Below are 21,934 nucleotides of genomic sequence, written 5' to 3' on the forward strand. Positions count from 1 at the left end.
GGCCGGCACCCCGGGGATCTCCTGGACGTAGTCACTGCCCGTGGGCCGGTCCGGCAGGGCCGGCTCACGGGTCCGATCCGCATTCAAGGTGGCGTAATGCGGGAACTGCCGTGGCCCGCCAGGGTCTACTTCGTCGCACTCGTCGGAACCGCCGGACTCGTGATCACGCGAGGTCTCCTCGTGCATCGTGGGCTCGCGCCGGAGGACTGGTCGGCGCTCCTCGTCCTGGCGCTGCTCTTCCTGCTCTGCGAGTCGGTGCCGACGCTGCTCAACGTGCCGCACGTCGCGGTGTCGGTGAGCTTCTCCGCCGCGCTGGCCGCCGTGGTGCTCGTCGGCCCGGAGGGCGCGGCCCTGGTCGGGCTGGCCGCGGTCGTAAGCGTACGCCCCGGCCTGCCGATGGTGAAGCGGCTGTTCAACGGCGCGCAGTACGCCCTGTGCGGATACGCCGCGGGGTGGGCCTACGAGAGCGCGGGAGGCCGGGTCGGGCTGCCCGCACCGGCCGACTTCCCGGGCGTGCTCGTGCCGTACGCCGCGGCCACGGGGGTCTTCGTGGCGGTCAACTTCGCGCTGACGGCGGTCATCCTGCGCCTGGCGTCTGAGGTGAACAGAGACCAGGTCTCGCTCCGCGCGATGGTGCAGTTCCTGAGCTCCTACATCGGCTTCGCCACCTTCGGCCTGCTGATCGCGGCCCTGTGGTCGACGGTGCAGTCGATCTCGGCCGTGCTGGTGCTGCTGCCGCTGTTCGTGGCCCGGTGGGCGCTCGGGCACTACCACGCCGAGCAGCGCGCGTACGACGCGACCATCGCGGCGCTGTGCCAGGCGGTGGAGACGAAGGACTACTACACGCGCGGGCACTGCACCCGGGTCTCCGCGGCGTCGTCCATGATCGCCGAGGAGATCGGGATGGGCACCGAGCGGATGCGCGCGATCCGGTACGCCGGGATGCTCCACGACGTCGGCAAACTCGGCGTGCCGACGAAGGTGCTGCAGAAGGACGGCCGCCTGACCGAGGAGGAGTACGCCGCGATCCAGCTCCATCCGATGCGCGGACTGGAGATCGTGCGGGGCATCGACTTCCTCGACGAGGCGTTCGCCGGGATCATGCACCACCACGAACGGCACGACGGGAAGGGCTACCCGATGGGGCTGGCCGGGGCGGAGATCCCCGAGTTCGCGAGGATCATCGCGGTGGCCGACGCGTTCGACTCCATGACCTCCGACCGGTCCTACCGCAAGGCCAAGCCGATCGAGTTCGCGGTGGCCGAGCTCCGCAAGAACGCGGGCACGCAGTTCGACCCCGACATGGTCTGCGCATTCGTCAAAGCGCTCGACCGGCACGGCTGGCACCTCGCCCAGCCGGTGCAGGTCCCGCCCGACGACCCCGCCGTGGAGACCACGGTCAAGGACCACGACGACCCCACCACGCCCATCCAGGTGGTGTCGGAGCGGTGAGGGAGCGTCGGCTGACGGCCAGGCCGGTGGGGCTCGACTCGGGCCAGCTCCTGCTCATCTGCGCCGCCGGGATGCTGACCGTGGCGGGGATCGCCCACACCACGGCCCAGGGGCTGACCGACCCGCGGGTCGCCATCGGCTTCGGCGCGCTCATCGCCGCCGGGGAGCTGGCCCGGCTCACGATGCCCGGCAACCGCGAGGTCGCCCCGATCTCCACCGCCGCCTCGCTCGGGTACGCCCTCCTGCTCGACGTGGGCGGACGGCCGGCGGACCACTCGGCCCTGCAGGTCGTGGCGGTGATGTCGGTCGGCATGATCGCGGGAGGGCTGCCGCATCTGGCGGTCGGCCGGCCGCCGCGTCTCGACGCGATGGCCCGGCGGCTGCTCGCCGGGTCGCTGCTCGCCTTCGCCTACCGGCCGCTCACCGGCCCGCTGGGGGAGCTCGCGCGGGACACGGGCGACCGGAACGGCAACTGGTGGCCCGCGCTCGGCGTGATGGCGGTGCTCGTCACGGTCATGCTCGCGGCCGACGTGGTGATCGCGGCCATGCACCGGGCCGACCAGGTCAAGACCGCGTTCGGCGTCGCCGTACGGGACGAGATCAGGATGGCCGCGCCGCTCGGCGCCGCCGTCGGGGCGTCGGGCATCCTGCTCGCGCTCGCCTCGCACAGCATGGACATGACCGCGCTGCCCGCGTTCGCCGCGCCGTTGCTCGTCACGCAGGTGGCCTTCCGCAAGTACGCCGGCATCCGGGCGACCTATCTGCAGACCGTGCGCGCGCTGAGCCGGGTCACCGAGGTCGGCGGGTACGTCGAGCCGGGCCACTCGCGCCGCGTCAGCCAGTTGTCGGTCGCCATCGGCCGGGAGCTGGGCATGGCGGAGCCGCAGCTGCTGGAGCTGGAGTACGCCGCGCTCATGCACGACATCGGCCAGCTCTCGCTGCGCGACCCGATCCCCGGCGGCGCGACCGTGCTCGCCGACCCGGCGCAGGCGCGGCGGATCGCCGAGCTGGGCGCCGAGGTGATCAGGAAGACCGGCGTCCTCCACGGCGTCGCGGAGATCGTCCGGCGGCAGTGCGACACGCTCGGCGAGGCCCCGCCGATGGCCAGCCGCATCATCAAGGCCGCCAACGCCTACGACGACCTCGTGGGCGGCTCGACCGACAGGGACCGGGCGGCGGCGGCGCTGGAGCGGCTGCGCCTCGACGGCGGCTCGGCCTACGACCCCGGAGTGGTGGAGGCGATGGCGCGCGTCGTCGAGCGGCGCGTGCTCGTCACGCGCTTGTAGCAGACATAGCATCGGAGCGCGTTCACCGCCGCGCCGACGCCACTGATGTTGTGGCGACCCTACAGAATCGGCCCCCACGTTCAGTCGGAAGGGTCGGAGGGACGGAGCGTCGGGTCACCCTAGAGTTGGCTCCGTGTTCGACTCAGTTCTCGTCGCCAACCGTGGCGAAATAGCCCGGCGGATCACCCGTACGGTGCGGGGCATGGGCCTGCGCGCGGTCGCGGTCCACTCCGAGGCGGACGCCGACCTGCCGTTCGCGCGTGAGGCCGACGACGCCGTGCTCCTCGGCCCCGCGAACCCGGCCCAGAGCTACCTCGACATCGACAAGGTCCTCCATGCCGCCCGTACGACGGGAGCGCGGGCGGTCCATCCCGGGTACGGGTTCCTCGCCGAGAACGCGGCGTTCGCCCGCGCGGTGATCGACGCCGGCCTCGTCTGGATCGGCCCGGACCCCAAGGCCATCGAGCAGATGGGCGACAAGATCAACGCCCGCAACCTGATGGAGGCGGCGGGCGTGCCGGTCGCCGCCGGGACCAGGGAGCCGGTGTCCGGCCTCGCGCAGGCCGAGCGGGCCGCCCGGGAGATCGGTTACCCGGTGATGGTGAAGGCGGCCGGCGGGGGCGGCGGCATCGGCATGGGCGTGGCGCGCGACGACGCGTCGCTGGCCAAGGCGTTCGAGCAGGCCTGCCGGGCGGCCGCCCGTTTCGGCGGCGAGCCGGCCATCCTGCTCGAGCGCTACATCGAGCGGGCCAGGCACGTCGAGGTGCAGATCCTGGGCCTCGCCGACGGCACCGTGGTCGCCCTGGGCGAACGGGACTGCTCGGTGCAGCGGCGTCACCAGAAGGTCGTGGAGGAGAGCCCGTCCCCGGGCGTGACCCCGGAGCTGCGCGAGCGGATGCTGGCGGCGGCGGTACGGGCCGGAGAGGCCGTTGCCTACCGCGGCGCGGGCACGGTGGAGTGCCTCGTCGACGCCGACGCCCAGGACTTCGTCTTCCTGGAGATGAACACCCGCCTCCAGGTGGAGCACCCCGTCACCGAGCTGGTCACCGGCCTCGACCTCGTCGAGCACCAGATCCGCGTCGCCGCCGGGGAGGTCTACTCCGTCGAGCCGCGGGTGAGCGGCCACGCCATCGAGTTCCGCGTCTACGCCGAGGACCCCCGCAGGTTCCTCCCCGGGCCTGGCAAGATCGGGGTGTGGGAGGAGCCGGTCGGCGAGGGGGTGCGCATCGATTCGGGATACACGGCGGGCAACACCGTCACGCCGTTCTACGACCCGCTGATGGCCAAGCTCTGTGTCACCGGCGCCACCCGCGAGGAGGCACTGGAGCGGGGCCGGGAGGCCGTCGCCGGGTTCCGGATCGAGGGCCCGAAGCACAACCTGCCGTTCTGCGCCGAGTTGCTGGACCATCCCGAGTTCGTGAGCGGGGACTACGACACCGGGCTGGTCTCCCGGATGAGAAAAGCCTGATCTGCTGAATTCACGTTGAGGGGAGTTCCCGGGTGGCCGAGGTGCGCGCCGAGATGGTGGCGAACGTCTGGAAGATCGTTGTGAGCGAGGGCGAGGTCGTCGAGGAGGGCGACACGCTCGTGATCCTGGAGTCGATGAAGATGGAGATCCCGGTCCTCGCCGAGGACGCCGGGACCATCGCCAAGCTCCAGGTGAAGGAGGGCGACGTCGTCCAGGAGGGAGACCTCATCGCCGTCATCGAGTAGGACCCGAGGGGGTTCAGAGGCGGGACAGGAACCGCTCCCGGTCGACGACGACCCGCTCGATCGTGCCCGTGGCGACCAGGGCGCCGGTCTTGTCGACGGCCCTGACGGAGAAGACGAGCCGCCTGCCGTCCACCTCCGTGAGCTCCGCGCCGATCTCGACGTGCATCCCGACGGGGCTGGGCAGCCGGTGCTCGAGCAGCACCCTGGTCCCCACCGTGGTCTGCCCGGGCTCCAGGTGCTGCTGGACGGCTTTGACCGTCGCCCCCTCGGCGAACGACAGCAGCCGCGGCGTGCCCAGCACCGGCACGTCGCCGCTGCCGACCCGAATCGCCGTGTCCTCGCGCTCCACCATGATGAGGACCTCGGCGCGCAGACCTGGAGCAAGACTCATGCGGGCCAGCCTATTGGGTCGTGATTTCCCGGTGCCCGCGGAGAACGCAGGCAACTAAACGGGGCGGGGAAGCGTCTTAATCGGCGGCGGGGACTCCGCGATGCTTTCCGGGCGGCGGAGGCGGGCAGCGGTTAGGGTGATGCACAGGTAGGCTCGACTTCCGACCCCCGAGCCTGGATCCCGTACGCGTACAGGGTTCCGTGATCCTGTCGTTATCTACCCGCGACACGAACCTGCTTTGTTGGACACCTTCGGGGGTCGAGTGACTTAGGGGGTACGGGGCGCAAATGGTGGCCCAAGGCACGACCCTGGCTGGGCGCTACCGCTTGGACGCCCGGCTCGGCGCCGGGGGCATGGGCGAGGTATGGCGCGGCGAGGACACCGTCCTCGCGCGCACCGTCGCCGTCAAGGTGCTGCTCCCCGGTCGCCTCGACGACCCCGGATTCGCCGTCCGCTTCCAGGGCGAGGCCCGGGCGATGGCGACCGTCAACCACCCCGGGGTCGTCGACGTCTACGACTACGGGGTCACCGAGGTCCCCGGCGACGGCTCCACCGCGTACCTGGTCATGCGGTTCGTCGACGGCGAGCCCCTCGACCGTCTGCTGACCCGCCTCGGCCGCATCGGCGCCGAGCCCGCGATGGAGCTGATCGCGCAGGCCGCGTCCGCCCTCCAGGCCGTGCACGAGCGGGGCATCGTGCACCGCGACGTCAAACCGGGCAACCTGCTGGTGCGTTCCGACGGCACGCTGGTGCTCACCGACTTCGGCATCGCCCGCGCCGACCAGGGGACCCGTCTCACCGACGCCGGGATGGTGCTCGGCACCGCGGCGTACTGCGCGCCGGAGCAGGCCGAGGGCGCTCCGGTCACCCCCGCCGTCGACATCTACGCGCTGGGCGTCGTGGCGTACGAGTGCCTGGCCGGGCAGCGTCCCTTCGACGGCGACTCGCCGGTGACGATCGCGCTCAAGCACATCCGGGAGGAGCCGCCGCCGCTGCCCCCGCACGTGCCGCCCGCCATCCGGGCCATCGTCGAGCGGGCCATGTCGAAGGACCCGGCGCTCCGCTGGCCGTCCGCCGCCGCGATGAGCCACGCGGCCCGGCAGTCGGTGCTGTCTCCGGGGGCCGCGGCGGACGCGGCGCCCGCCTACGGCCCGCAGGGCCCGGCCGGAGCGGCGTACGGCCCACAGAGCCTGCCCGGCCTGCCCGCGGCCCCGGCCACCACGGGCATGGGGGTCACACCGCCTCCCGTGGGGGCGGCCACCGAGGCCCACCCCCACCCGATCGGGCCGGAGCCCATCCCGGCCACCGGCCACACCTACCGGGTCACCCGCGAGTCCTGGAACGACGCACCGGCCGTCCCGCCGACGACCGTCGCCACGCCGCAGCAGGGCACGCGTACGGCCCGGCGCGCCGCGCAGCGGTCCAGGAGGGGCAAGGGGATGCCCGTCGCGGCCGGGGTGGCGGGGTTCGCCGTCGTCGGAGGCCTGGCCGTGCTGGGCATCAACATGGCATCGGCGGGGCCCACGGCCCCCGTGTCGCCCGCACCGTCCCTGACCGTGGCCACCACCGACCCGCCGACCCCGTCGCCGACGCGAACCGCCACACGGCCCTCCGCGAGGCCCACGCAGGAGGTGCCGGTGTCGCGGCCCAGCCCGTCCAGGAGGAAGCCGAGCCCTTCGCCGAGCCCGACTCCCAGCGCCTCGCCGAGCCGCTCCGCCTCCCCGACGCCCTCGCCGAGCCCGACCGAGGGCATGGTCAAGGTGCCGCAGCTGAAGAACCTGCCGGAGAGCTCCGCGAACGCGCGGCTCAACATGCTGGGTCTCATCCCGAAGGCCGCCTACGAGGGCGCGGAGGAGTGCAAGGGGCTGGTCGTCAGCCAGAAGCCGGCGGCGAACACGCTGGTGAAGGAGGGCACGACGGTCACGTTCACCGTGAAGAGGACGTGCCCGTCCCCCTCGCCCAGCCCGTCGCCGAGCCCGGCGACGACCCGCACGCCCGTGGCGAACTGAATCCCGGAGGAGCGGAGCCCCGCGCGACCACGCGGGGCTCCTGCGCGGGTCACACTCCTGTGGTGTTGCGCGGGTAGGCGATCGCCGGGTCCGTGGCGATGTTCACCAGGTAGGGCACGCCGGAGTCGAACGCGCGGCGCAGCGCCGGCCCGATCTCGGCCGGCGACGTGACGAGCTCCCCGCCGCCGCCGAGCGCGGTGACCACCTGGTCGTAGCGGCACTGCGGCTGGAGTTCGGCCGCCACGTCGTAGCCGTACAGCATCTGCATGGGGTGCTTCTCCAGGCCCCACATGCCGTTGTTACCGCAGATCATGACGACCGGCAGGCGGTGGCGGACCAGCGTGTCGACGTCCATCAGCGAAAAGCCCGCCGCGCCGTCGCCGAGCAGCAGCACGACCTGCGAGGACGGCCTCGCCAGCCGGGCCGCGATGGAGTAGCCGAGCCCGGTGCCGAGGCAACCGTACGGGCCGGGGTCGAGCCAGTTGCCCGGCCGCCTCGGCTCGACGTACTTGCCGGCGTAGGAGACGAAGTCGCCGCCGTCGCCGATGACGACCGCGTCGTCGGCGAGCACCTTGTTCAGCTCGCCATAGATGCGCATCGGGTGGATCGGGTCGGCGTCCGACTCCAGCAGGGCCGCGTCCTCGGCGATCGCCGCCGCCGCGGTCTCGCCCAGCCTGCTCACCCACGGCTCGTACGCCTTGGGGTTCACCCCGGCGGCCCCGCAGGCCGCCGACAGGCCCCAGAAGATGACCGACAGGTCACCGGCGGCCGAGCCGGACAGGCCGGTGTGCGTGGCGAGCTGGGAGGGCGCGTCGGCGATGTGGACGACCCTGGCGAGAGGCGCGCCCTCCTTGCCGCCGAACCAGCCGTACGCGAGCCGGAAGTCGAGCGGGGTGCCGACCACGATGACGAGGTCGGCCTGGCCGAAGGCGACGCCCCGGGCGCGGGTGACGAGCAGGTCGTGCCCGGCGGGCAGGATGCCCCGGCCCTGCCCGTTCGGCACGACGGGCAGCCGCCACTCCTCGGCGAAGTCCCGGGCCGCCTCCTCGGCGCGCTCCATCCACACGTCCGAGCCGAGCACGAGCATCGGGCGCTCGGCCTCGGCGAGCAGCCGCGCGATGCCGGCGAGGGACTCGGGGTCGGGCTCCAGCGGCGACGGGGTCAGCGTCTCCGAGACGTACTCGGGCGACGGGGAGAACAGGTCGTCCATGTGGAAGTCCAGGAACACCGGGCCGCGGTGCGGGGCCAGGGCGGTCCGGAACGCCATCTCGACGTCCTGCCCGATGGAGTCCGCGCCCGACCCGGTGAAGGCGAGCTTGGTGATGGGCTCGAACAGCGGCGGATGGTCCATCTCCTGCAGGGCCCCCGAGCCCCAGCGCGAGCGCGGGGCGCGCCCGCCCAGCACGACGAGCGGTGAGCCGTTGAAGTGGGCGGTGGCGACCCCCGAGACGCCGTTGGTGACGCCGGGGCCGGCGGTGAGCACGGCGAGGCCGGGCTTGCGGGTCAGCCGGGCGGTCGCCTCGGCCGCGAACACCGCGCTCTGCTCGTGGCGCACGTCCATGATGCGCATGTTCTGGTGGACGGCCCCGTCGTACAGGGGGAAGACGTGCCCGCCGGACAGCGTGAACATGGTGTCCACGCCGTAGGCCTGGGAGACGGCGACCGCGATGTCGCCTGCGTGTTTGGGGGACTCCATACCGTGAAACCTACCAGTCGGTCACATATGGGAACAGATGGATGGCCAATGCCCTCCAGCCTCAGGAGAACGTCGGTCACCTCCGCTGATGCCCGATGCGGCCCCGGCTACTCCGCTCGCAGGGCGTGGGATTCCAGCCGCCCGCCGTCCGAGCGCCCGCCGGCGGTCTTCAGAGGGTCTGGGAGAGCGCCTTGACGGGCATCTTGAGGTCGGCGAGCAGCTCCAGGTCGCGCTCCGGCGCGCGGCCCACTCTCCAGGACGTCGGTCTTCACGCGGCCCTCCCCGTCACAGGGGCAGCTTGAGGGTCGAGCGGAATCTGGCCGGGTCGAACATGCCGCCGAGCGCGGGAGCCAGTCCGGCGCGGGCGGCGCGGGTGAACGCCTCCCGGCCGAGCGCGCCCGCGCCCTCCGGCATCGCGCCTGACAAGGGCCGAGCGGCGAGCATCTCCAGGTCGGCGACGTTCGACCGCTCGGCGAGCCCCGGATCGGCCGGCCAGGACCCGATCACCACGCCCGCCAGGTCGAGGCCCCTGCCCGCCATGGCTTCGAGCGTCAGCGCCGTGTGGTTGAGCGTGCCCAGCGCGGCGCGCGCCACCACGAGGACGGGGGCGTGCAGCCGCCGCGCCAGGTCCGCGAGTGTGCCGCCCTCCTCGTCGTAGCGGACCAGCAGGCCCCCTGCGCCCTCGACGAGCACCAGCCGGTGCGACTCGGCCAGCTCCTCGATCCGGGCCGCCGCCGACGTGAGCGACACCGTCGGCAGGCCGCGGGCGCGGGCCGCCGCGGCGGGGGAGAGCGGGTCGGGATAGCGCGTCATCTCGAAGGTCGTCGACACCCCCGACAGGCGGATCACCTCGTCGAGGTCCCCGGGCTCCCCGGCCGCCACCCCGGTTTGGGCCGGCTTCACCACCGCGACCGTCGCGCCTCGCTCCCCGGCCAGCACGGCGAGCGCCGCCGTCACCACCGTCTTGCCGACCCCGGTGTCCGTCCCGGTCACGATGAGAACACTCATGCCCGGGAGGGTAGAGCCTTCCTGCTTACGGGCGGCGGAGGCGGGTGACGAACTTGTAGCGGTCGCCGCGGTAGAGCGACTGGGCGTACTCGACGGGGTTGCCGTCGGCGTCGAAGGCGTGCCGGGTCAGCAGCAGCATGGGCAGGCCGACGTCCACCCCCAGCACCTGCGCGTCGTACGGCGTGGCGAGCACGGTCTCGATGACCTCCTCGGCGTCGGTCAGCCGTACGTTGTAGGCGTTGTGCAGGGTCTCGTACAGCGACGAGTGCACCTCCAGCTCGCGCCGCAGGCGCGGGAACCGCCGGGCGGACAGGTGCGTGGTGTCGATCGACATCGGCTCGCCGTTGGCCAGGCGCAGGCGGTGGATCCGCAGGACCCTGCCGCCGGGGTTGATGGCCAGCCGCCGTCCGAGCGCCTCGTCGGCAGTGATGTAGCTGATATCGAGGATCTTGGTGTCCGGCTCCAGGCCGACCGTGCGCAGGTCACCCGTGTACGAGGTGAGCTGGAGGACCTGGGCGACCTTGGGCTGGGCGACGAAGGTGCCCTTGCCCTGGATGCGCAGCAGCCTCCCCTCGACCACCAGCTCCGACAGCGCCTGCCGGACCGTCGTCCGGGAGGTCTCGAACCGTACGGCCAGGGTGCGCTCGGGCGGGAGCGCGCTGCCCGCGGGCAGGCTCTTGGTGAGCTCCAGGAGACTGCGCTTCACGTCGTAGTACTTCGGAACCCGGGGAGAGTCCTCGCTGTGCTCCGTCACCTGTCCACCCTCAACTCGCCCAACTCAGGCAACATCGTCAACTCGGCCACAGCGGTGAGCGCACCCCGGACCACCGCGAGATCATCGGACCTCAAATCGGCCCCCGCGGTCAACCGCGGACAGGACCGGCACCGAGGCACCGATGGTGGGCGGAAGCATCCCATGCGGACGCCCCGGTCCGCACGCAGGGCTCCCACTCCGGGTGCGAGCGGGGGCGGGCCGGGCACGACCGCTCCCACGGCGGCCGGCGGATCGGTCATCTCCAGCCCGGGTTCACGGGCCGCGGCGGCCGGCTCCCGAGTCCGCTGCAGCGCACGTCCGGGCAGGTCAGCGGTGATTTCCGGGACATCTAGGACATCCAGGACATCCGGGGCGACACCAGCACGGGCCGGGGCGCGGCCGGTGCCGAGGGTGAACGACCGGGCCGTGTCCGGGAGTGTGCCGACCAACTCGGGGGCGCCCGGGACGGCGCCGCCCTGAGCGCCCGGCGACCTCGGCAACGTGACGGTTCTCACACTCTCCCCACACCCGGCGAGGCCCGCCGCCCCACGCTCGGCGGCGGCCGCGCGAACTCTGTCCGTCGACCCTGTCATGAGGTGCATCTTGCCAGGTCGCGATGGTCGATTCGCTTTCGACCCGGACGGCGGCGCATCATGCACTCGTGCCGACTCTCAGCGACCTCGTGTCGCGCCACACCGCGCTCGATTCCGCCGACGTCGACTGGATCCACTCGCTGGTCTCGGACTGGCAGTTGCTCGCCGACCTGTCGTTCGCGGACCTCATCCTGTGGGTTCCCGACCAGGGCGGCACGAGGTGGGTGGCGGTGGCCCAGATGCGGCCGACGACCGGTCCGACCGTCTACCACGACGACGTCGTGGGCATGTCGGTCGAGGCCGGGGAGCGGCCCCTGATCGACGTGGCCTGGAGCGAGCACCGCATCTGCAGGGAGGGCGACCCAGACTGGTCCAGCGGCGTGCCGGTGCGCGAGGAGACGATCCCGGTGCGGCGGGGCAAGGACGGCCCGATCATCGGGGTCATCCAGCGCTCGACCAACCTGTCGTCGGCGCGCACTCCGTCCCGGCTGGAGCTGACCTATCTGCAGAGCGCGTCCGACCTGGCGCAGATGGTGGCCGACGGAAGGTTTCCCTTCGCGGAGGAGGAGCCGATCCTGGTCAGGTCGCCCCGGGTGGGCGACGGCCTGCTCCGCCTGGACAAGGCCGGGCGGGTCACCTACGCCTCGCCCAACGCGCTGTCGGCCTACCGCAGGCTCGGCCTGCACGCCGACCTGGTGGGGGCGGACCTGGGGAAGACGACCGCCGACCTGTGCTACTCCGACGAGCCGATCAACGAGGATCTGATGGTCGTCGCCAGCGGCCGGGCCCCGCGGGAGACCGAGGTGGAAAACGGCGGCACGGTCGTGCAGCTGCGGGCGATCCCACTGATCGTCGGCGGCGGCCGCATCGGGGCGCTGGTGCTGATTCGCGACGTGACCGAGCTGCGTCGGCGCGAGCGGGAACTGCTCACCAAGGACGCGACGATCCGCGAGATCCACCACCGGGTCAAGAACAACCTGCAGACCGTGGCCGCGCTGCTGCGGCTTCAGGCGCGGCGGCTCAACAACCCCGAGGGCCAGGAGGCGCTGAACGAGGCCGTACGGCGGGTCGGCTCGATCGCGATCGTCCACGAGATCCTCGCCCAGATGCCGGAGGAGATGGTCGAGTTCGACGACATCGCCGACCGGGTCATCGCGATGACAGCGGAGGTGGCGGTCGCGCAGGTGACGATCAAGCGGGTCGGCAGCTTCGGCGTGCTGCCCGCCGCGGTCGCGACCCCCATCGCCATGGTGCTCACCGAGCTGCTGCAGAACGCGGTCGAGCACGGGTTCGCCCACTGCTCGGGAAACGTGCAGGTCGTGGTCTCCCGGGACGCCGACCGGCTGGAGTTCGCGGTGGCCGACGACGGCAGGGGGCTACCCGAGGACTTCGACCTCGAGGCCACCGGCAGCCTCGGGCTCCAGATCGTCCGTACGCTGGTCGTCGGCGAGCTGTCGGGCCGGCTGGGCGTCGCGGGGAGAGAGGGCGGGGGCACCGAGGTCAGCCTCAGTATCCCGATGCAGTCCGGCTGATCTCTCGCCGGCGTCTCTCCTCAAGGGACGCGGGAGGCGCCACAGGGGACCCGCTGTGCGGGACCGTTGTGGGGGATGCCATAGTGGACGCGATGTTTTGGTGGACAGACGGCCCTATGGGCGGGAGGCTCCTCGGCCGTCCCGGCCGGGGTCAGGTGCCCCGCGATTCGGTGAATGCCATGGCCGGCATCCACCGAAGGCGTTCGCGTGCGGCGGGGGAGTCAGACGGCGGCGCGGGCGCGGGCGCGCGCCGTACGGCGCTTGAGGGCGCGGCGCTCATCCTCGCTGAGCCCGCCCCAGACTCCGGCGTCCTGGCCCGACTCGAGGGCCCACTTGAGGCAGGACTCGGCGACCGTGCATCGCCCGCATACCTGCTTGGCCTCTTCGATCTGCATGAGCGCCGGACCAGTGTTCCCGATCGGGAAGAACAGTTCGGGGTCCACGTCACGGCAGGCAGCGCGGTGGCGCCAGTCCATGCGTTCCACTCCTTCGTAAAGTGGAGCCACCGTGGCTCCTCGTCAACTTTGTGATTTCTTTCACTAATTGCTGCGAACACCGACCCGGATCCTGGGTGAGGGGCCGGGAGTGTCCGCGTGATCGCCGGGGCTCCTTACGGAGGCTGTGGTCTCCGTAAAGGTCCTACGTTCCGACGTCGTGTTCAGCTTTTCAGCCGTACCAACACCACACAAGAGGTTTGGGACAAGGTTTTGCCCGTCGTGGCTGTCGGATGCGTCACACTATGACTACCTGTAACAGGTCAGACGAGAACTTGTAACGCGTCCGGGATAGCGCGAAAGATCACCCACTCGTGTTCTCCCAGGTAGTCGCCGTCGAGTTGGAAGGCGACCGGGCGGGAGGCGAGGAGAGTGAACTCGGCCTCGTCATGGATCTGAACGAGGTTTTTACCGCGTGGCAATCCCCGGTGTTCGCCGATGATCTGCCGGACGAGCGCGAGCACGGCCGGCAGGCTCATCTTGCGGAGCCCGAGCATGTCGAGCCCCGTCTCGAAACCGGCCCACGGCGTCGGGTTGATCGGACGTGTGCCGGCGTACGTCCACGGCGACGTGTTGGACACGATCGCCATGAAGATCCCATCCTCTGGCGGCCGGCCGGGACGGGTCAGCCGGATCGCCGGCCGTCGACGGTCCGTCACGAAGAAGTGGCGCACCGTCGTGTTCACGTAGAGGGCGGGCAGGGCGCGATGTCCCGCGCTCCGCAGGCCCTCGACGGCTCGGACGACTTCGGCGTCGTATCCCAGCCCAGCACAAAATGTGAAATATCTAGACCTTTGCTGGTCAGGTGGCGCACCTGCCCCCGGATCCGGGCCCGAAACCTCGTCATGCCAAATCGCCTGTCCCAAACCTATGGTGCGGCGGCGTCCTTCCCGTAGCGCCTCCAGGACGGCTCCGGTCGCCTCGACCGGGTTGTTGGGCAGCCCGAGAGCGCGGGCGAAGACGTTGGCGCTGCCGCCGGGAATGACGATGAGAGCGGGCCGGTCGGTCGCGCCACCGCCGGGATGGGCGTCGAGCAGGCCGTTGACGGTCTCGTTGATCGTGCCGTCGCCGCCGAGGACCGCCACCGCGTCGAAGCCCTTGGCGTGCGCGGTGGCCGCGAGCGCGGTCGCGTGGCCACGGTAGGCGGTCTCCTCGACCGACAGATCGACGGCGGCGCCGAGCGCCCGGATCAGTACGTCCCGGGTACGCCGGTGCGTCGAGGTCGCCTTGGGATTGACGAGGAGGAGTGCCCGCATGCCTGAAGGTTAACGAACGGTTTACCGCTCGCGCCGGGTGACGCCTGCTCAGTGGGGCGCACGCCGCTGCGGGTAGGGTTGGGCGGTGTGATCAGCAGTTCCGTGGGCCGTCCCGGCACACTCACCGTGGCCGCCGCTCTCCTGGCCGCAGAAGGCCTGCTCGCCCTCGTCCTGGGCGGCTACGTCGGCGTCGAGACCGTCATCGGCGAGCCCACCGACGTGATCACCAGCATCGCCGTGGCCGGATTCGGCGTGCTCGGCGGCGCTTTGCTGCTCTGGGTGGCCCGGGGCCTGTGGCTGGTGCTGCGCTGGAGCCGGGGCCCGGCCGTGACGACGCAGATATTCGCCCTTCCGGTGGCGATCAGCCTCATCCAGTCGGCGCAGTACGCCTTCGGCGTCCCGCTCATCGCCGCGGCGGCGGTCGCCCTGGTCACCCTGCTCGCACCGACCTCCACACACGCCCTCATGGGCGAGGACGGCGCACCCGGCGCGTCCTGAGCCGTGCGATCGGTGACCGGGCGCCGCCGGGGGGAGCGCGGCGTCGCGGTCGTCTGCCTGGCGATCGTCCGATCGTCCGGGCTCTGATGGGTTTCCGCTCAGTCCTCGGCGGTGAGGCCCTCGCGGAGCTGGGCCAGCGTCCGGGCGAGCAGCCGGGACACGTGCATCTGCGAGATCCCCAGCTCGGTGGCGATCTGCGACTGCGTCATGTTGCCGAAGAAACGCAGCAGCAGGATCCGCTTCTCGCGCGGAGGCAGGCGCTCGAGCAGCGGCTTGAGCGACTCGCGGTACTCCACACCCTCCAGCGACTCGTCCACGATGCCGAGCGAGTCGGACACGGCGGGCGCGTCGTCGTCGCCGGAGTCGGGCGCGTCGAGCGACACGGTGGAGTAGGCGTTGGCCGACTCCAGGCCCTCCAGGACCTCCTCCTCGCTCATGCCGAGGTGCGCGGCGAGCTCGGCGACCGTGGGCGCGCGGCTCTCCCGCTGCGACAGCTCGCTTATCGCCTTGGTGAGCGAGAGCTTCAGCTCCTGGAGCCTGCGCGGCACGCGGACCGCCCAGCCCTTGTCGCGGAAGTGCCGCTTGATCTCGCCGACGATGGTCGGAGTGGCGTACGTGGAGAACTCCACGCCGCGGGCGAGGTCGAACCGGTCGATCGACTTGATCAGCCCGATCGTGGCGACCTGCGTGAGGTCGTCGAGCCACTCGCCCCGGTTGCGGAAGCGACGGGCCAGGTACTCCACCAGAGGCAGGTGGAGCTCGACCAGCTCGTCGCGGATGCGCTGCCGCCTCGGGTCGTCCGACGGGAGCTCCGACAGCTCGGCGAAGAGTGTGCGGGCGCGTACGCGGTCCGGCACCGCCGAGTCGCCGGAGGTCATCGCACTCGTCCTTTCCGTCATCACGACGGCCTCGCCGTACTCCGGCGCTTACGCAGCACGATCGCCAGGTGGTCGGCGTGGTCGGAGATGGCGTCCACGTCGTCGGCCAGCGCGGTCAGCACCATCCAGGCGAAGTCCTCCCGGTTGGGCGAGCTGACCCCGAGCGTGTTGACCTCGACGCGGACTGTCATCTCCGGGCCCGTGAGCTCGAACTCCGCGAGGAGATCCGTTCCGGGCACGGCGTGCCGCAGCAACATGGCGCACGCCTCGTCGACGGCGATGCGCAGGTCCTCGATCTGGTCGAGGGTGAAGTCGAGCCGTGCGGCGAGCCCGGCGGTGGCCGTGCGCAGCACGGACAGGTAGGCGCTCACGGCGGGCAGCCGGACACTCACAGCATCGCGAATCCCGGTCAGATCCACCGCAGGCGTCTCGGTTTCCTCGGTCACGTTCCTCCTCGCCTCTTCAGCCGGCTGAGTGCCGCTGACTGCAACTTACCGCCACTCGCGCGGTGCCGCCCCGGGCGGACGCGCTGATTGTGGCGATCCTTGGAGGTACCTGCACGTAAATTCCGTGCTACCGAATATGGAGTTTGTATGGGCCTTGGGGTGATCTGGCCCCGCGCGGCCCTGAAAGCCGTGCGGGGCCCGAGGTTCCGAGGCTCAGGCGGCCTTGGTCTCCCAGAAGATCTTGGCGATCTCGTCGATCTTCGCGAGGAGGTCGTCGGCCAGGGCGGGGTCCACGGTCCCCTTGGCCCCGGCGGCGCCGGCCAGCTTCGTGGCGTCCCAGAAGAGCTGGTGAAGCTGGGGGTACTGCTCGAGGTGCGGGGGCTTGAAGTAGTCGGTCCACAGCACCCACAGGTGATGCTTGACCAGCTCGGCCCGCTGTTCCTTGATGATCAGCGCGCGGGTCCTGAAGACCGGGTCGTCGTTGTCGGCGTACTTCTTAATGATCGCCTTCACCGACTCGGCCTCGATGCGGGCCTGCGCCGGGTCGTAGACCCCGCACGGCAGGTCGCAGTGGGCGGACGCCTCGTGCCGGGGTCGCAGCAGTCGTGCGAGCATCGGAATCCTTCCTTAGGAATGCTGGTGACAGCACTGTTCCAGGACCGACCTTACTCGTCTCGAAATCACTGTGCGGAGGGGGATGTGCTCACCGCCGTGTGCGTGTCCGGCGATTCGATGCTGCCCGCGTTGCGACCTAGAGACTGGCTGCTGGTACGGCGCGGCGCCCCGATCCGTCCCGGAGACCTGGTGGTCGCCAGGCGGCCGCACGGGCTGATCGTCAAGCGGGCCTTCCGGCTCACGGGCGACGGCTGGTGGCTGGAGAGCGACAACCAGTCGGCCCCGGGGCGCCGGGACAGCTGGGACTTCGGCGCGGTGCCCGAGGAGGACGTCGTGGGCAGGGTCGTGCTGCGTTACTGGCCCAGGCCCGCGCTGCGCTTCCCCGCGCCGGCCGCCTGACCGAGCCCTCCCACGGGCCCTTCCATGGGCCCTTCTGCCGGGCCGTCCTGCGCCTGGCTCAGGCGCCCCGCTTGCGCGCCCGGTAGGCGGCCACGTTCGCCCGGCTGGCGCAGCGTTCCGAGCAGTAGCGGCGCGACCGGTTGGAGGAGGTGTCGAGATAGGCGTTGCGGCACGGCGCCGCCTGGCACATGCCGAGCCGGTCCACGCCGAGCCGGGTCACGACGCTGGCCAGGCCCATGACCGACCCGACCGAGAGGGCGTCGGCGACCCGGCCGCCCTCGGTCAGGTGCAGGTGCCAGGGCTGGCCGTCGTGCCCGGAGATCTGCGGATGCACGGGATGACGGACCAGCAGCCCGTTGAGCCGCTCGACCACCTCCACGTCGTCGCCATCGGCGGCGGACGCGAAGACCCCCGCGAGTTCGTCGCGCAGCTCGCACAGCGCGTCGATGTCACGGCGGGTGAGACGCGCGGCCGCCTCCGTACGACCCGTCTCCTCCAGGAGAGCTCGCAGGGAGAAGGGGTTTTTGAGTTCGTCGCCCATGTTGACCAGCTGTACGGCCAGCTCGGCGTAAGACGTCAAGTCCACTGGGACGCCCAAATACGTAAGAGATCACCGGCAAAGCCGAGTATTACATGCCCGATGGCCTGGGGGAACACCTGAACGTGCAACGATATGTGACCCGATCCGGCCGGGGCGCGTGTCACATCCTGTGGCACAATCAGGGAACGGGTGACCCCCGTACCCCCTCAAGAGACGACCGTCAACGACGACGGCCTCCGGCGGCTACCGAAGCCAGGCTCTCGTTCTCTTGACGGCGTCTACCGAAGGAACTCGTCCTTTCGACACTGGGGTCGCTGTGACCGTCACATCTTCTTCCTTGGAATCTCTCGACCTGGATCCCGCTTTCGCCCTGCACCGCGGTGGCAAGCTGGAGGTCCGCTCCACCGTCCCGGTCCGCGACGCCGACGACCTGTCGCTCGCGTACACGCCCGGGGTCGCCCGCGTCTGCACCGCCATCGCCGACAACCCCGACCTGGTCAACGACTACACCTGGGTCTCCAACGTCGTGGCCGTGGTCTCCGACGGCACCGCGGTCCTGGGGCTCGGCGACATCGGGCCCGCCGCCGCCATGCCCGTGATGGAGGGCAAGGCCCTGCTGTTCAAGCAGTTCGCCGGCGTCGACGCGGTGCCCATCTGCATCGACTGCACCGACGTGGACGCGATCGTCGAGACCGTGGTCAGGCTCGCGCCGTCGTTCGGCGGCATCAACCTCGAGGACATCAGCGCCCCCCGCTGCTTCGAGGTCGAGGAGCGCCTGCGGGGGCTTCTCGACATCCCCGTCTTCCACGACGACCAGCACGGCACGGCGATCGTGGTCCTGGCCGCGCTGCGCAACGCGGCCCGCCTCACCGGGCGGTCCCTCGGCGAGCTGCGCGCGGTGGTGGCCGGCGCCGGAGCCTCCGGCGTCGCCGTGTCGCGGATCCTGCTGAACGCCGGGATCGGCGACATCGCGGTCTCGGACTCCAAGGGAGTCATCCACGCCGGTCGCGAGGACCTGAACCCGGTCAAGCGGGCGCTGGCCCGCGACACCAACAAGCTCGGCCTGTCCGGGTCCACCGAGCAGGCGCTCGCCGGCGCCGACGTGTTCGTCGGCCTGTCCGGGTCGACCGTTCCGGAGCGGGCCATCGCGTCGATGGCGCCGGACTCGATCGTGTTCGCGCTGTCCAATCCCACACCGGAGGTGGACCCCGCGGCGGCGGGCAGGCACGCCCGCGTGGTCGCCACCGGGCGGTCCGACTACCCCAACCAGATCAACAACGTGCTGGCCTTCCCCGGGGTCTTCCGCGGCGCGCTCGACGTCCGCGCGACGACGATCACGGAGAACATGAAGGTGGCCGCGGCGGACGCGCTGGCGGCCGTGGTCGGCGACGACGTCACCGAGAACTACGTCATTCCCTCGCCGTTCGACGCCCGGGTCGCCCCCGCCGTGATCGCCGCCGTCGCGCGGCAGGCCCGGGAGGACGGCGTCATCCGCAAGTAGTCCTCCGGCCACCACCGGACGCCGAAGGGCCGCGAGCCGCGCGATCACGCGGTGCGCGGCCCTTCGCCTTCTCCCTGTCTAGGCACGTAAACATTTGGGAATGCCTTTAGGTCCTCACGGTTAGTGCTATAAAGAAAGCTCTCCGTAACCAAATCGGCTATTGCCTGTCCCGGTTGGAGAGCGATGCGACGTGACCCCAACCGCCTGCTCCAGCAGCACCTCACCGAAGCCGGACTGTCCCGCAAGGGTCTGGCCCGCCGGCTCAACGGTCTCGGCCTGGCCCGGGGGCTGCGGGGGATGCGGTACGACCACGGTTCCGTGCTGCGCTGGATCGGCGGACGCCGCCCGCGCGAACCGGTTCCCGGCCTGCTGGCGGAGATCTTCTCGCTGCGGCTGGGGCGGCAGGTGTCCAGGGAGGACATCGGCATGCCGCGTGGAACGGTCCCCCTCGATCTGGGACGGGAGTTCCCCCATTCGTGGGAGGAGGGTGTGGCAAGCGTGACAGCACTGTGGAGGGCCGACGTCGAGCGGCGCAGGTTCCTGCTCGACTCCACTTTCGCCCTGGGAGCGGGTTCGGCGGGCATCGTCCGCTGGCTGGCGGCGCCCGACGGGGAGCGGCTCTCCGCGAACGGGCCGCGCCGCGTCGGACCTTCGGACGTGGCCGCCATTCGCGAGGTCACCCGGTCGTTCGGCGAGCTGGACAACCGGTTCGGCGGCGGCAGCATCCGCGGCCCGGTCGTGCGCTACCTGCACACCGCCGTGACGCCGCTGCTGCGCGAGGGCGCGTACGGCGAGGCCACCGGGCGCTCGCTGGCGACCGCGGCGGCCGAGCTGACCCGGCTGGCGGGATGGATGGCCTACGACCTGGAGCAGCACGGGCTGGCCCAGCGCTACCTGATCCAGGCGCTCGGCCTGGCGCGCGGCGCGGGCGACCACGCCCTGTGCGGCGAGATCCTGGCCGGGATGAGCCACCAGGCCGTCTACATCGGGCATCCCCGGCACGGTCTGGAGCTGGCCAGGGCGGCGGTGGCGGCGGCCCGGCGCTCGGGGGTCGGGTCGCTGCTGGCCGAGGCCCGGGTGCTGGAGGCGCACGCCCTGGCCCTGCTCGGGGAGCGCACGGCGTCCGGCGGCGCGCTGCACGAGGCGGAGGCCGCCTTCGACCGGCGGACGCCGCAGAACGAGCCCGGCTGGATCGGCTACTTCGACGAGGCCTACCTGGCCGCGAAGTCGGCCCACTGCCTGCGCGACCTCGGCGACGGGGCGCGGGCCGTACGGCAGGCCCGGCGTTCGCTGGTGATGGACGGGCGCTACGTGCGGGGCAAGATGTTCAACCTCTCGCTGCTCGCCACGGCCCTCATCCAGGAGGGCGAGCTGGAGGAGGCGTGCCAGGCGGCGTCGTCGGCCCTCGACCTCGCCGACAACATCCACTCGGCGCGAACCCGGACGTACGTGGCGGACATGTGCCGCCGGTTCGCGCCGTACGCCGCGGAGCCGCGGGTGGCGGAGCTGCTGGAGCGCGGCCGGGGCCGCGCGGGGAACAGGGAGAGCACGAGCAGGCAGACCGCGGCCAAGGAGGCGGTCGGCGTCTGAGGGCCGCCACGCCGGGGCCGGCCCCCTCAGCCGGCGCGCCGGGCCGCGTTGTAGACCTGGAACAGCTCCCCGTCGAAGTACGGCGACAGGCCGGTGCCCGCGCCGGAGAGCCCGATGGTCAGGCCGTTCAGGTACCCCAGGCCGCGTACGCCGCGGTAGGCGGCCAGCCACGGCGACCCGGATGCGGCGGCGAAGGCCGAGCGCACGGCGACCAGTTCGTTCGCGCTCCTCGACAGGTCCTGGGCCAGGAAGGGCCTGCGGTACGCCCGGATGAGCCCGTCCGCGGGACGCGCGGAGGCCCGCAGGGGGTAGCCGAAGATCGCGAGCGGCCGGTCGACCGGCAGGTTGTAGGCGAGGCCCTGCCCGCCGACCTTGTCGCCGAGACGCCCCGCGGGGAGCAGCCGGACGCCGGTGTAGCCGGTCGCGGTCCGGTATTTGGGGCCGCCGGAGAACCCGGCGTACTGCGCGGCGTTCCGCAGCGCGACGCGCTTGGGCAGCACGCCGGCGTGGACGCTGACGAACGCGTAGTCGCGGTCCAGGTCGCCGTACCTGGTGAAGTCACTGTGGGCGAAGGCCTGGTCGCCGGCGTAGACGCCCCACGGTGCGCCGCCGCCGGCGAAGCCCGGAATGAAGATCCAGTTTCGGTGGGGTGTGGCGGTGGAGCCCGCCGCGGACCGTGCGGCGTACACGCAGTGCCCGGCCGTCGCCACGAGATTGCGGTGGTCGGACTGTACGGACGTGCCCGCGCACCAGTGGGGGCGGCCGTCCGAGCCGACGAAGAAGACCTTGCCCGTCGTCCTCGGCAGGTTGACGTTCTTCGAGGGGCCGGTGGCCCGCTTGACCCCGGCGGCGGCGGGCACCACGCCCCGGACGCCGCTGGGAGCGGCGCCGTCGGCCGTGACAGGGGTGGCCTCGATCCCGGTCGGCGCGGACGCGGGAGTCGCGCCGGTGAGCGGGCGACCGCCGTCCCTCAGCCAGTAGGCGAGCACCGAAGCCACCTTCGCGCCGGAAGCGAGGGGCGTCGTCACGGTGATCTCGTAGCCGTGAGCGGGCACCGCCGTCCCGGTGACGAGCAACGCGGCCGTCGCCGCCGCACCCCACAGCGGGGGGAGGATGCGCTTCAACGGATCTCCTTGCTGTGTGACGTCTCCCGCGCCCCACACGTGAACGGGCTGCGAAGGAACATACAGCGATGGGGATCAAGTCGGGAAAACAACGCGGACGCTCGTCGTCGTCCCCGGAACGCCGAAGTGCCCCGCCGCGGCGCGGCGGGGCACTTCCT

General features: G+C 71.5%; 21 protein-coding genes. 10 read left to right on the forward strand and 11 right to left on the reverse strand.

Annotated features, from left to right (window positions below):
* Window positions 1–96: 96 nt before the first annotated feature.
* The 4 genes from HHX41_RS37595 to HHX41_RS37610 all read left to right on the forward strand — a co-directional run bounded on the left by HHX41_RS37595 (window position 97) and on the right by HHX41_RS37610 (window position 4,451).
* Window positions 97–1,452 carry an HD-GYP domain-containing protein gene (locus tag HHX41_RS37595; RefSeq protein WP_169988146.1) on the forward strand — a complete coding sequence of 452 codons (1,356 nt, stop codon included), beginning with the start codon at window positions 97–99 and terminating at the stop codon, window positions 1,450–1,452.
* The gene (locus tag HHX41_RS37600) at window positions 1,449–2,738 is read left to right on the forward strand and encodes an HD domain-containing phosphohydrolase (protein ID WP_310742359.1); all 1,290 of its coding nucleotides are present in this window, start codon (window positions 1,449–1,451) and stop codon (window positions 2,736–2,738) included. The genes HHX41_RS37595 and HHX41_RS37600 overlap by 4 nt, the downstream gene beginning before the upstream one ends.
* Before the next feature lie 133 nt (window positions 2,739–2,871).
* The gene (locus HHX41_RS37605) at window positions 2,872–4,206 is read left to right on the forward strand and encodes an acetyl/propionyl/methylcrotonyl-CoA carboxylase subunit alpha (protein WP_182909759.1); all 1,335 of its coding nucleotides are present in this window, start codon (window positions 2,872–2,874) and stop codon (window positions 4,204–4,206) included.
* Window positions 4,207–4,238: 32 nt separating this feature from the next.
* A complete protein-coding gene (locus HHX41_RS37610) occupies window positions 4,239–4,451 on the forward strand; it encodes a biotin/lipoyl-binding carrier protein (RefSeq protein WP_169988150.1) in 213 nt (70 codons plus the stop codon).
* Window positions 4,452–4,464: 13 nt separating this feature from the next.
* Here HHX41_RS37610 and HHX41_RS37615 read toward each other — a convergent pair whose 3' ends face one another.
* Complete coding sequence (locus HHX41_RS37615; RefSeq protein ID WP_169988152.1) at window positions 4,465–4,842, reverse strand: thioesterase family protein; 378 nt, start codon at window positions 4,840–4,842, stop codon at window positions 4,465–4,467.
* A gap of 287 nt (window positions 4,843–5,129) precedes the next feature.
* Between HHX41_RS37615 and HHX41_RS37620 the strand changes: the two genes are divergently transcribed.
* The gene (locus HHX41_RS37620) at window positions 5,130–6,851 is read left to right on the forward strand and encodes a serine/threonine protein kinase (RefSeq protein ID WP_182909760.1); all 1,722 of its coding nucleotides are present in this window, start codon (window positions 5,130–5,132) and stop codon (window positions 6,849–6,851) included.
* 49 nt (window positions 6,852–6,900) lie between these two features.
* On the opposite strand, the gene HHX41_RS37625 is transcribed toward HHX41_RS37620, so the two are convergent.
* From HHX41_RS37625 to HHX41_RS37635, 3 genes are all read right to left on the reverse strand, one after another.
* Window positions 6,901–8,547: an acetolactate synthase gene (locus HHX41_RS37625; protein ID WP_169988156.1), complete on the reverse strand. Its 1,647-nt coding sequence runs from the start codon at window positions 8,545–8,547 to the stop codon at window positions 6,901–6,903.
* Window positions 8,548–8,832: 285 nt separating this feature from the next.
* Window positions 8,833–9,555, reverse strand: a complete 723-nt coding sequence (gene bioD / locus HHX41_RS37630) for a dethiobiotin synthase (RefSeq protein ID WP_182909761.1) — start codon at window positions 9,553–9,555, stop codon at window positions 8,833–8,835.
* Window positions 9,556–9,580: 25 nt separating this feature from the next.
* Complete coding sequence (locus HHX41_RS37635; protein WP_079316286.1) at window positions 9,581–10,309, reverse strand: GntR family transcriptional regulator; 729 nt, start codon at window positions 10,307–10,309, stop codon at window positions 9,581–9,583.
* Window positions 10,310–10,970: 661 nt separating this feature from the next.
* On the opposite strand from HHX41_RS37635, the gene HHX41_RS37640 reads away from it, so the two are divergent.
* Window positions 10,971–12,434: a PAS domain-containing sensor histidine kinase gene (locus HHX41_RS37640; RefSeq protein WP_169988160.1), complete on the forward strand. Its 1,464-nt coding sequence runs from the start codon at window positions 10,971–10,973 to the stop codon at window positions 12,432–12,434.
* A gap of 221 nt (window positions 12,435–12,655) precedes the next feature.
* On the opposite strand, the gene HHX41_RS37645 is transcribed toward HHX41_RS37640, so the two are convergent.
* Window positions 12,656–12,910 (reverse strand): WhiB family transcriptional regulator, encoded by a 255-nt coding sequence (locus tag HHX41_RS37645; protein ID WP_169988162.1) that lies wholly within the window; start codon window positions 12,908–12,910, stop codon window positions 12,656–12,658.
* A gap of 281 nt (window positions 12,911–13,191) precedes the next feature.
* Window positions 13,192–14,184, reverse strand: a complete 993-nt coding sequence (locus tag HHX41_RS37650) for a diacylglycerol kinase family protein (RefSeq protein ID WP_182909762.1) — start codon at window positions 14,182–14,184, stop codon at window positions 13,192–13,194.
* 87 nt (window positions 14,185–14,271) lie between these two features.
* Here HHX41_RS37650 and HHX41_RS37655 point away from each other — a divergent pair, with 87 nt between their 5' ends.
* Entirely contained in the window at window positions 14,272–14,682 is a 411-nt protein-coding gene (locus tag HHX41_RS37655) for a hypothetical protein (protein ID WP_310742360.1), read from the forward strand.
* Window positions 14,683–14,780: 98 nt separating this feature from the next.
* On the opposite strand, the gene HHX41_RS37660 is transcribed toward HHX41_RS37655, so the two are convergent.
* From HHX41_RS37660 to sodN, 3 genes are all read right to left on the reverse strand, one after another.
* Window positions 14,781–15,581 carry an RNA polymerase sigma factor SigF gene (locus HHX41_RS37660; protein WP_169988165.1) on the reverse strand — a complete coding sequence of 267 codons (801 nt, stop codon included), beginning with the start codon at window positions 15,579–15,581 and terminating at the stop codon, window positions 14,781–14,783.
* A complete protein-coding gene (locus HHX41_RS37665; protein WP_169988166.1) occupies window positions 15,581–16,006 on the reverse strand; it encodes an anti-sigma factor in 426 nt (141 codons plus the stop codon). Before HHX41_RS37665 ends, HHX41_RS37660 begins: the two co-directional genes overlap by 1 nt.
* A 213-nt stretch (window positions 16,007–16,219) precedes the next feature.
* Window positions 16,220–16,621 (reverse strand): superoxide dismutase, Ni, encoded by a 402-nt coding sequence (gene sodN, locus HHX41_RS37670; RefSeq protein WP_169988168.1) that lies wholly within the window; start codon window positions 16,619–16,621, stop codon window positions 16,220–16,222.
* Between the two features lie 84 nt (window positions 16,622–16,705).
* On the opposite strand from sodN, the gene HHX41_RS37675 reads away from it, so the two are divergent.
* Entirely contained in the window at window positions 16,706–17,020 is a 315-nt protein-coding gene (locus HHX41_RS37675) for a S24 family peptidase (protein WP_310742361.1), read from the forward strand.
* Window positions 17,021–17,078: 58 nt separating this feature from the next.
* On the opposite strand, the gene HHX41_RS37680 is transcribed toward HHX41_RS37675, so the two are convergent.
* A complete protein-coding gene (locus HHX41_RS37680) occupies window positions 17,079–17,606 on the reverse strand; it encodes a CGNR zinc finger domain-containing protein (RefSeq protein WP_169988170.1) in 528 nt (175 codons plus the stop codon).
* A 292-nt stretch (window positions 17,607–17,898) separates the two neighbouring features.
* On the opposite strand from HHX41_RS37680, the gene HHX41_RS37685 reads away from it, so the two are divergent.
* Together HHX41_RS37685 and HHX41_RS37690 are read left to right on the forward strand one after the other, a co-directional pair.
* Window positions 17,899–19,062 (forward strand): NADP-dependent malic enzyme, encoded by a 1,164-nt coding sequence (locus HHX41_RS37685; protein ID WP_211593220.1) that lies wholly within the window; start codon window positions 17,899–17,901, stop codon window positions 19,060–19,062.
* A gap of 183 nt (window positions 19,063–19,245) precedes the next feature.
* Window positions 19,246–20,652, forward strand: a complete 1,407-nt coding sequence (locus tag HHX41_RS37690) for a hypothetical protein (protein ID WP_259401625.1) — start codon at window positions 19,246–19,248, stop codon at window positions 20,650–20,652.
* A gap of 26 nt (window positions 20,653–20,678) precedes the next feature.
* On the opposite strand, the gene HHX41_RS37695 is transcribed toward HHX41_RS37690, so the two are convergent.
* A complete protein-coding gene (locus HHX41_RS37695; RefSeq protein ID WP_259401626.1) occupies window positions 20,679–21,776 on the reverse strand; it encodes a serine protease in 1,098 nt (365 codons plus the stop codon).
* Window positions 21,777–21,934: the final 158 nt, after the last annotated feature.

Origin of the sequence: Microbispora sp. H13382 (assembly GCF_014161445.1) — a bacterium.
GTDB lineage: Bacteria > Actinomycetota > Actinomycetes > Streptosporangiales > Streptosporangiaceae > Microbispora.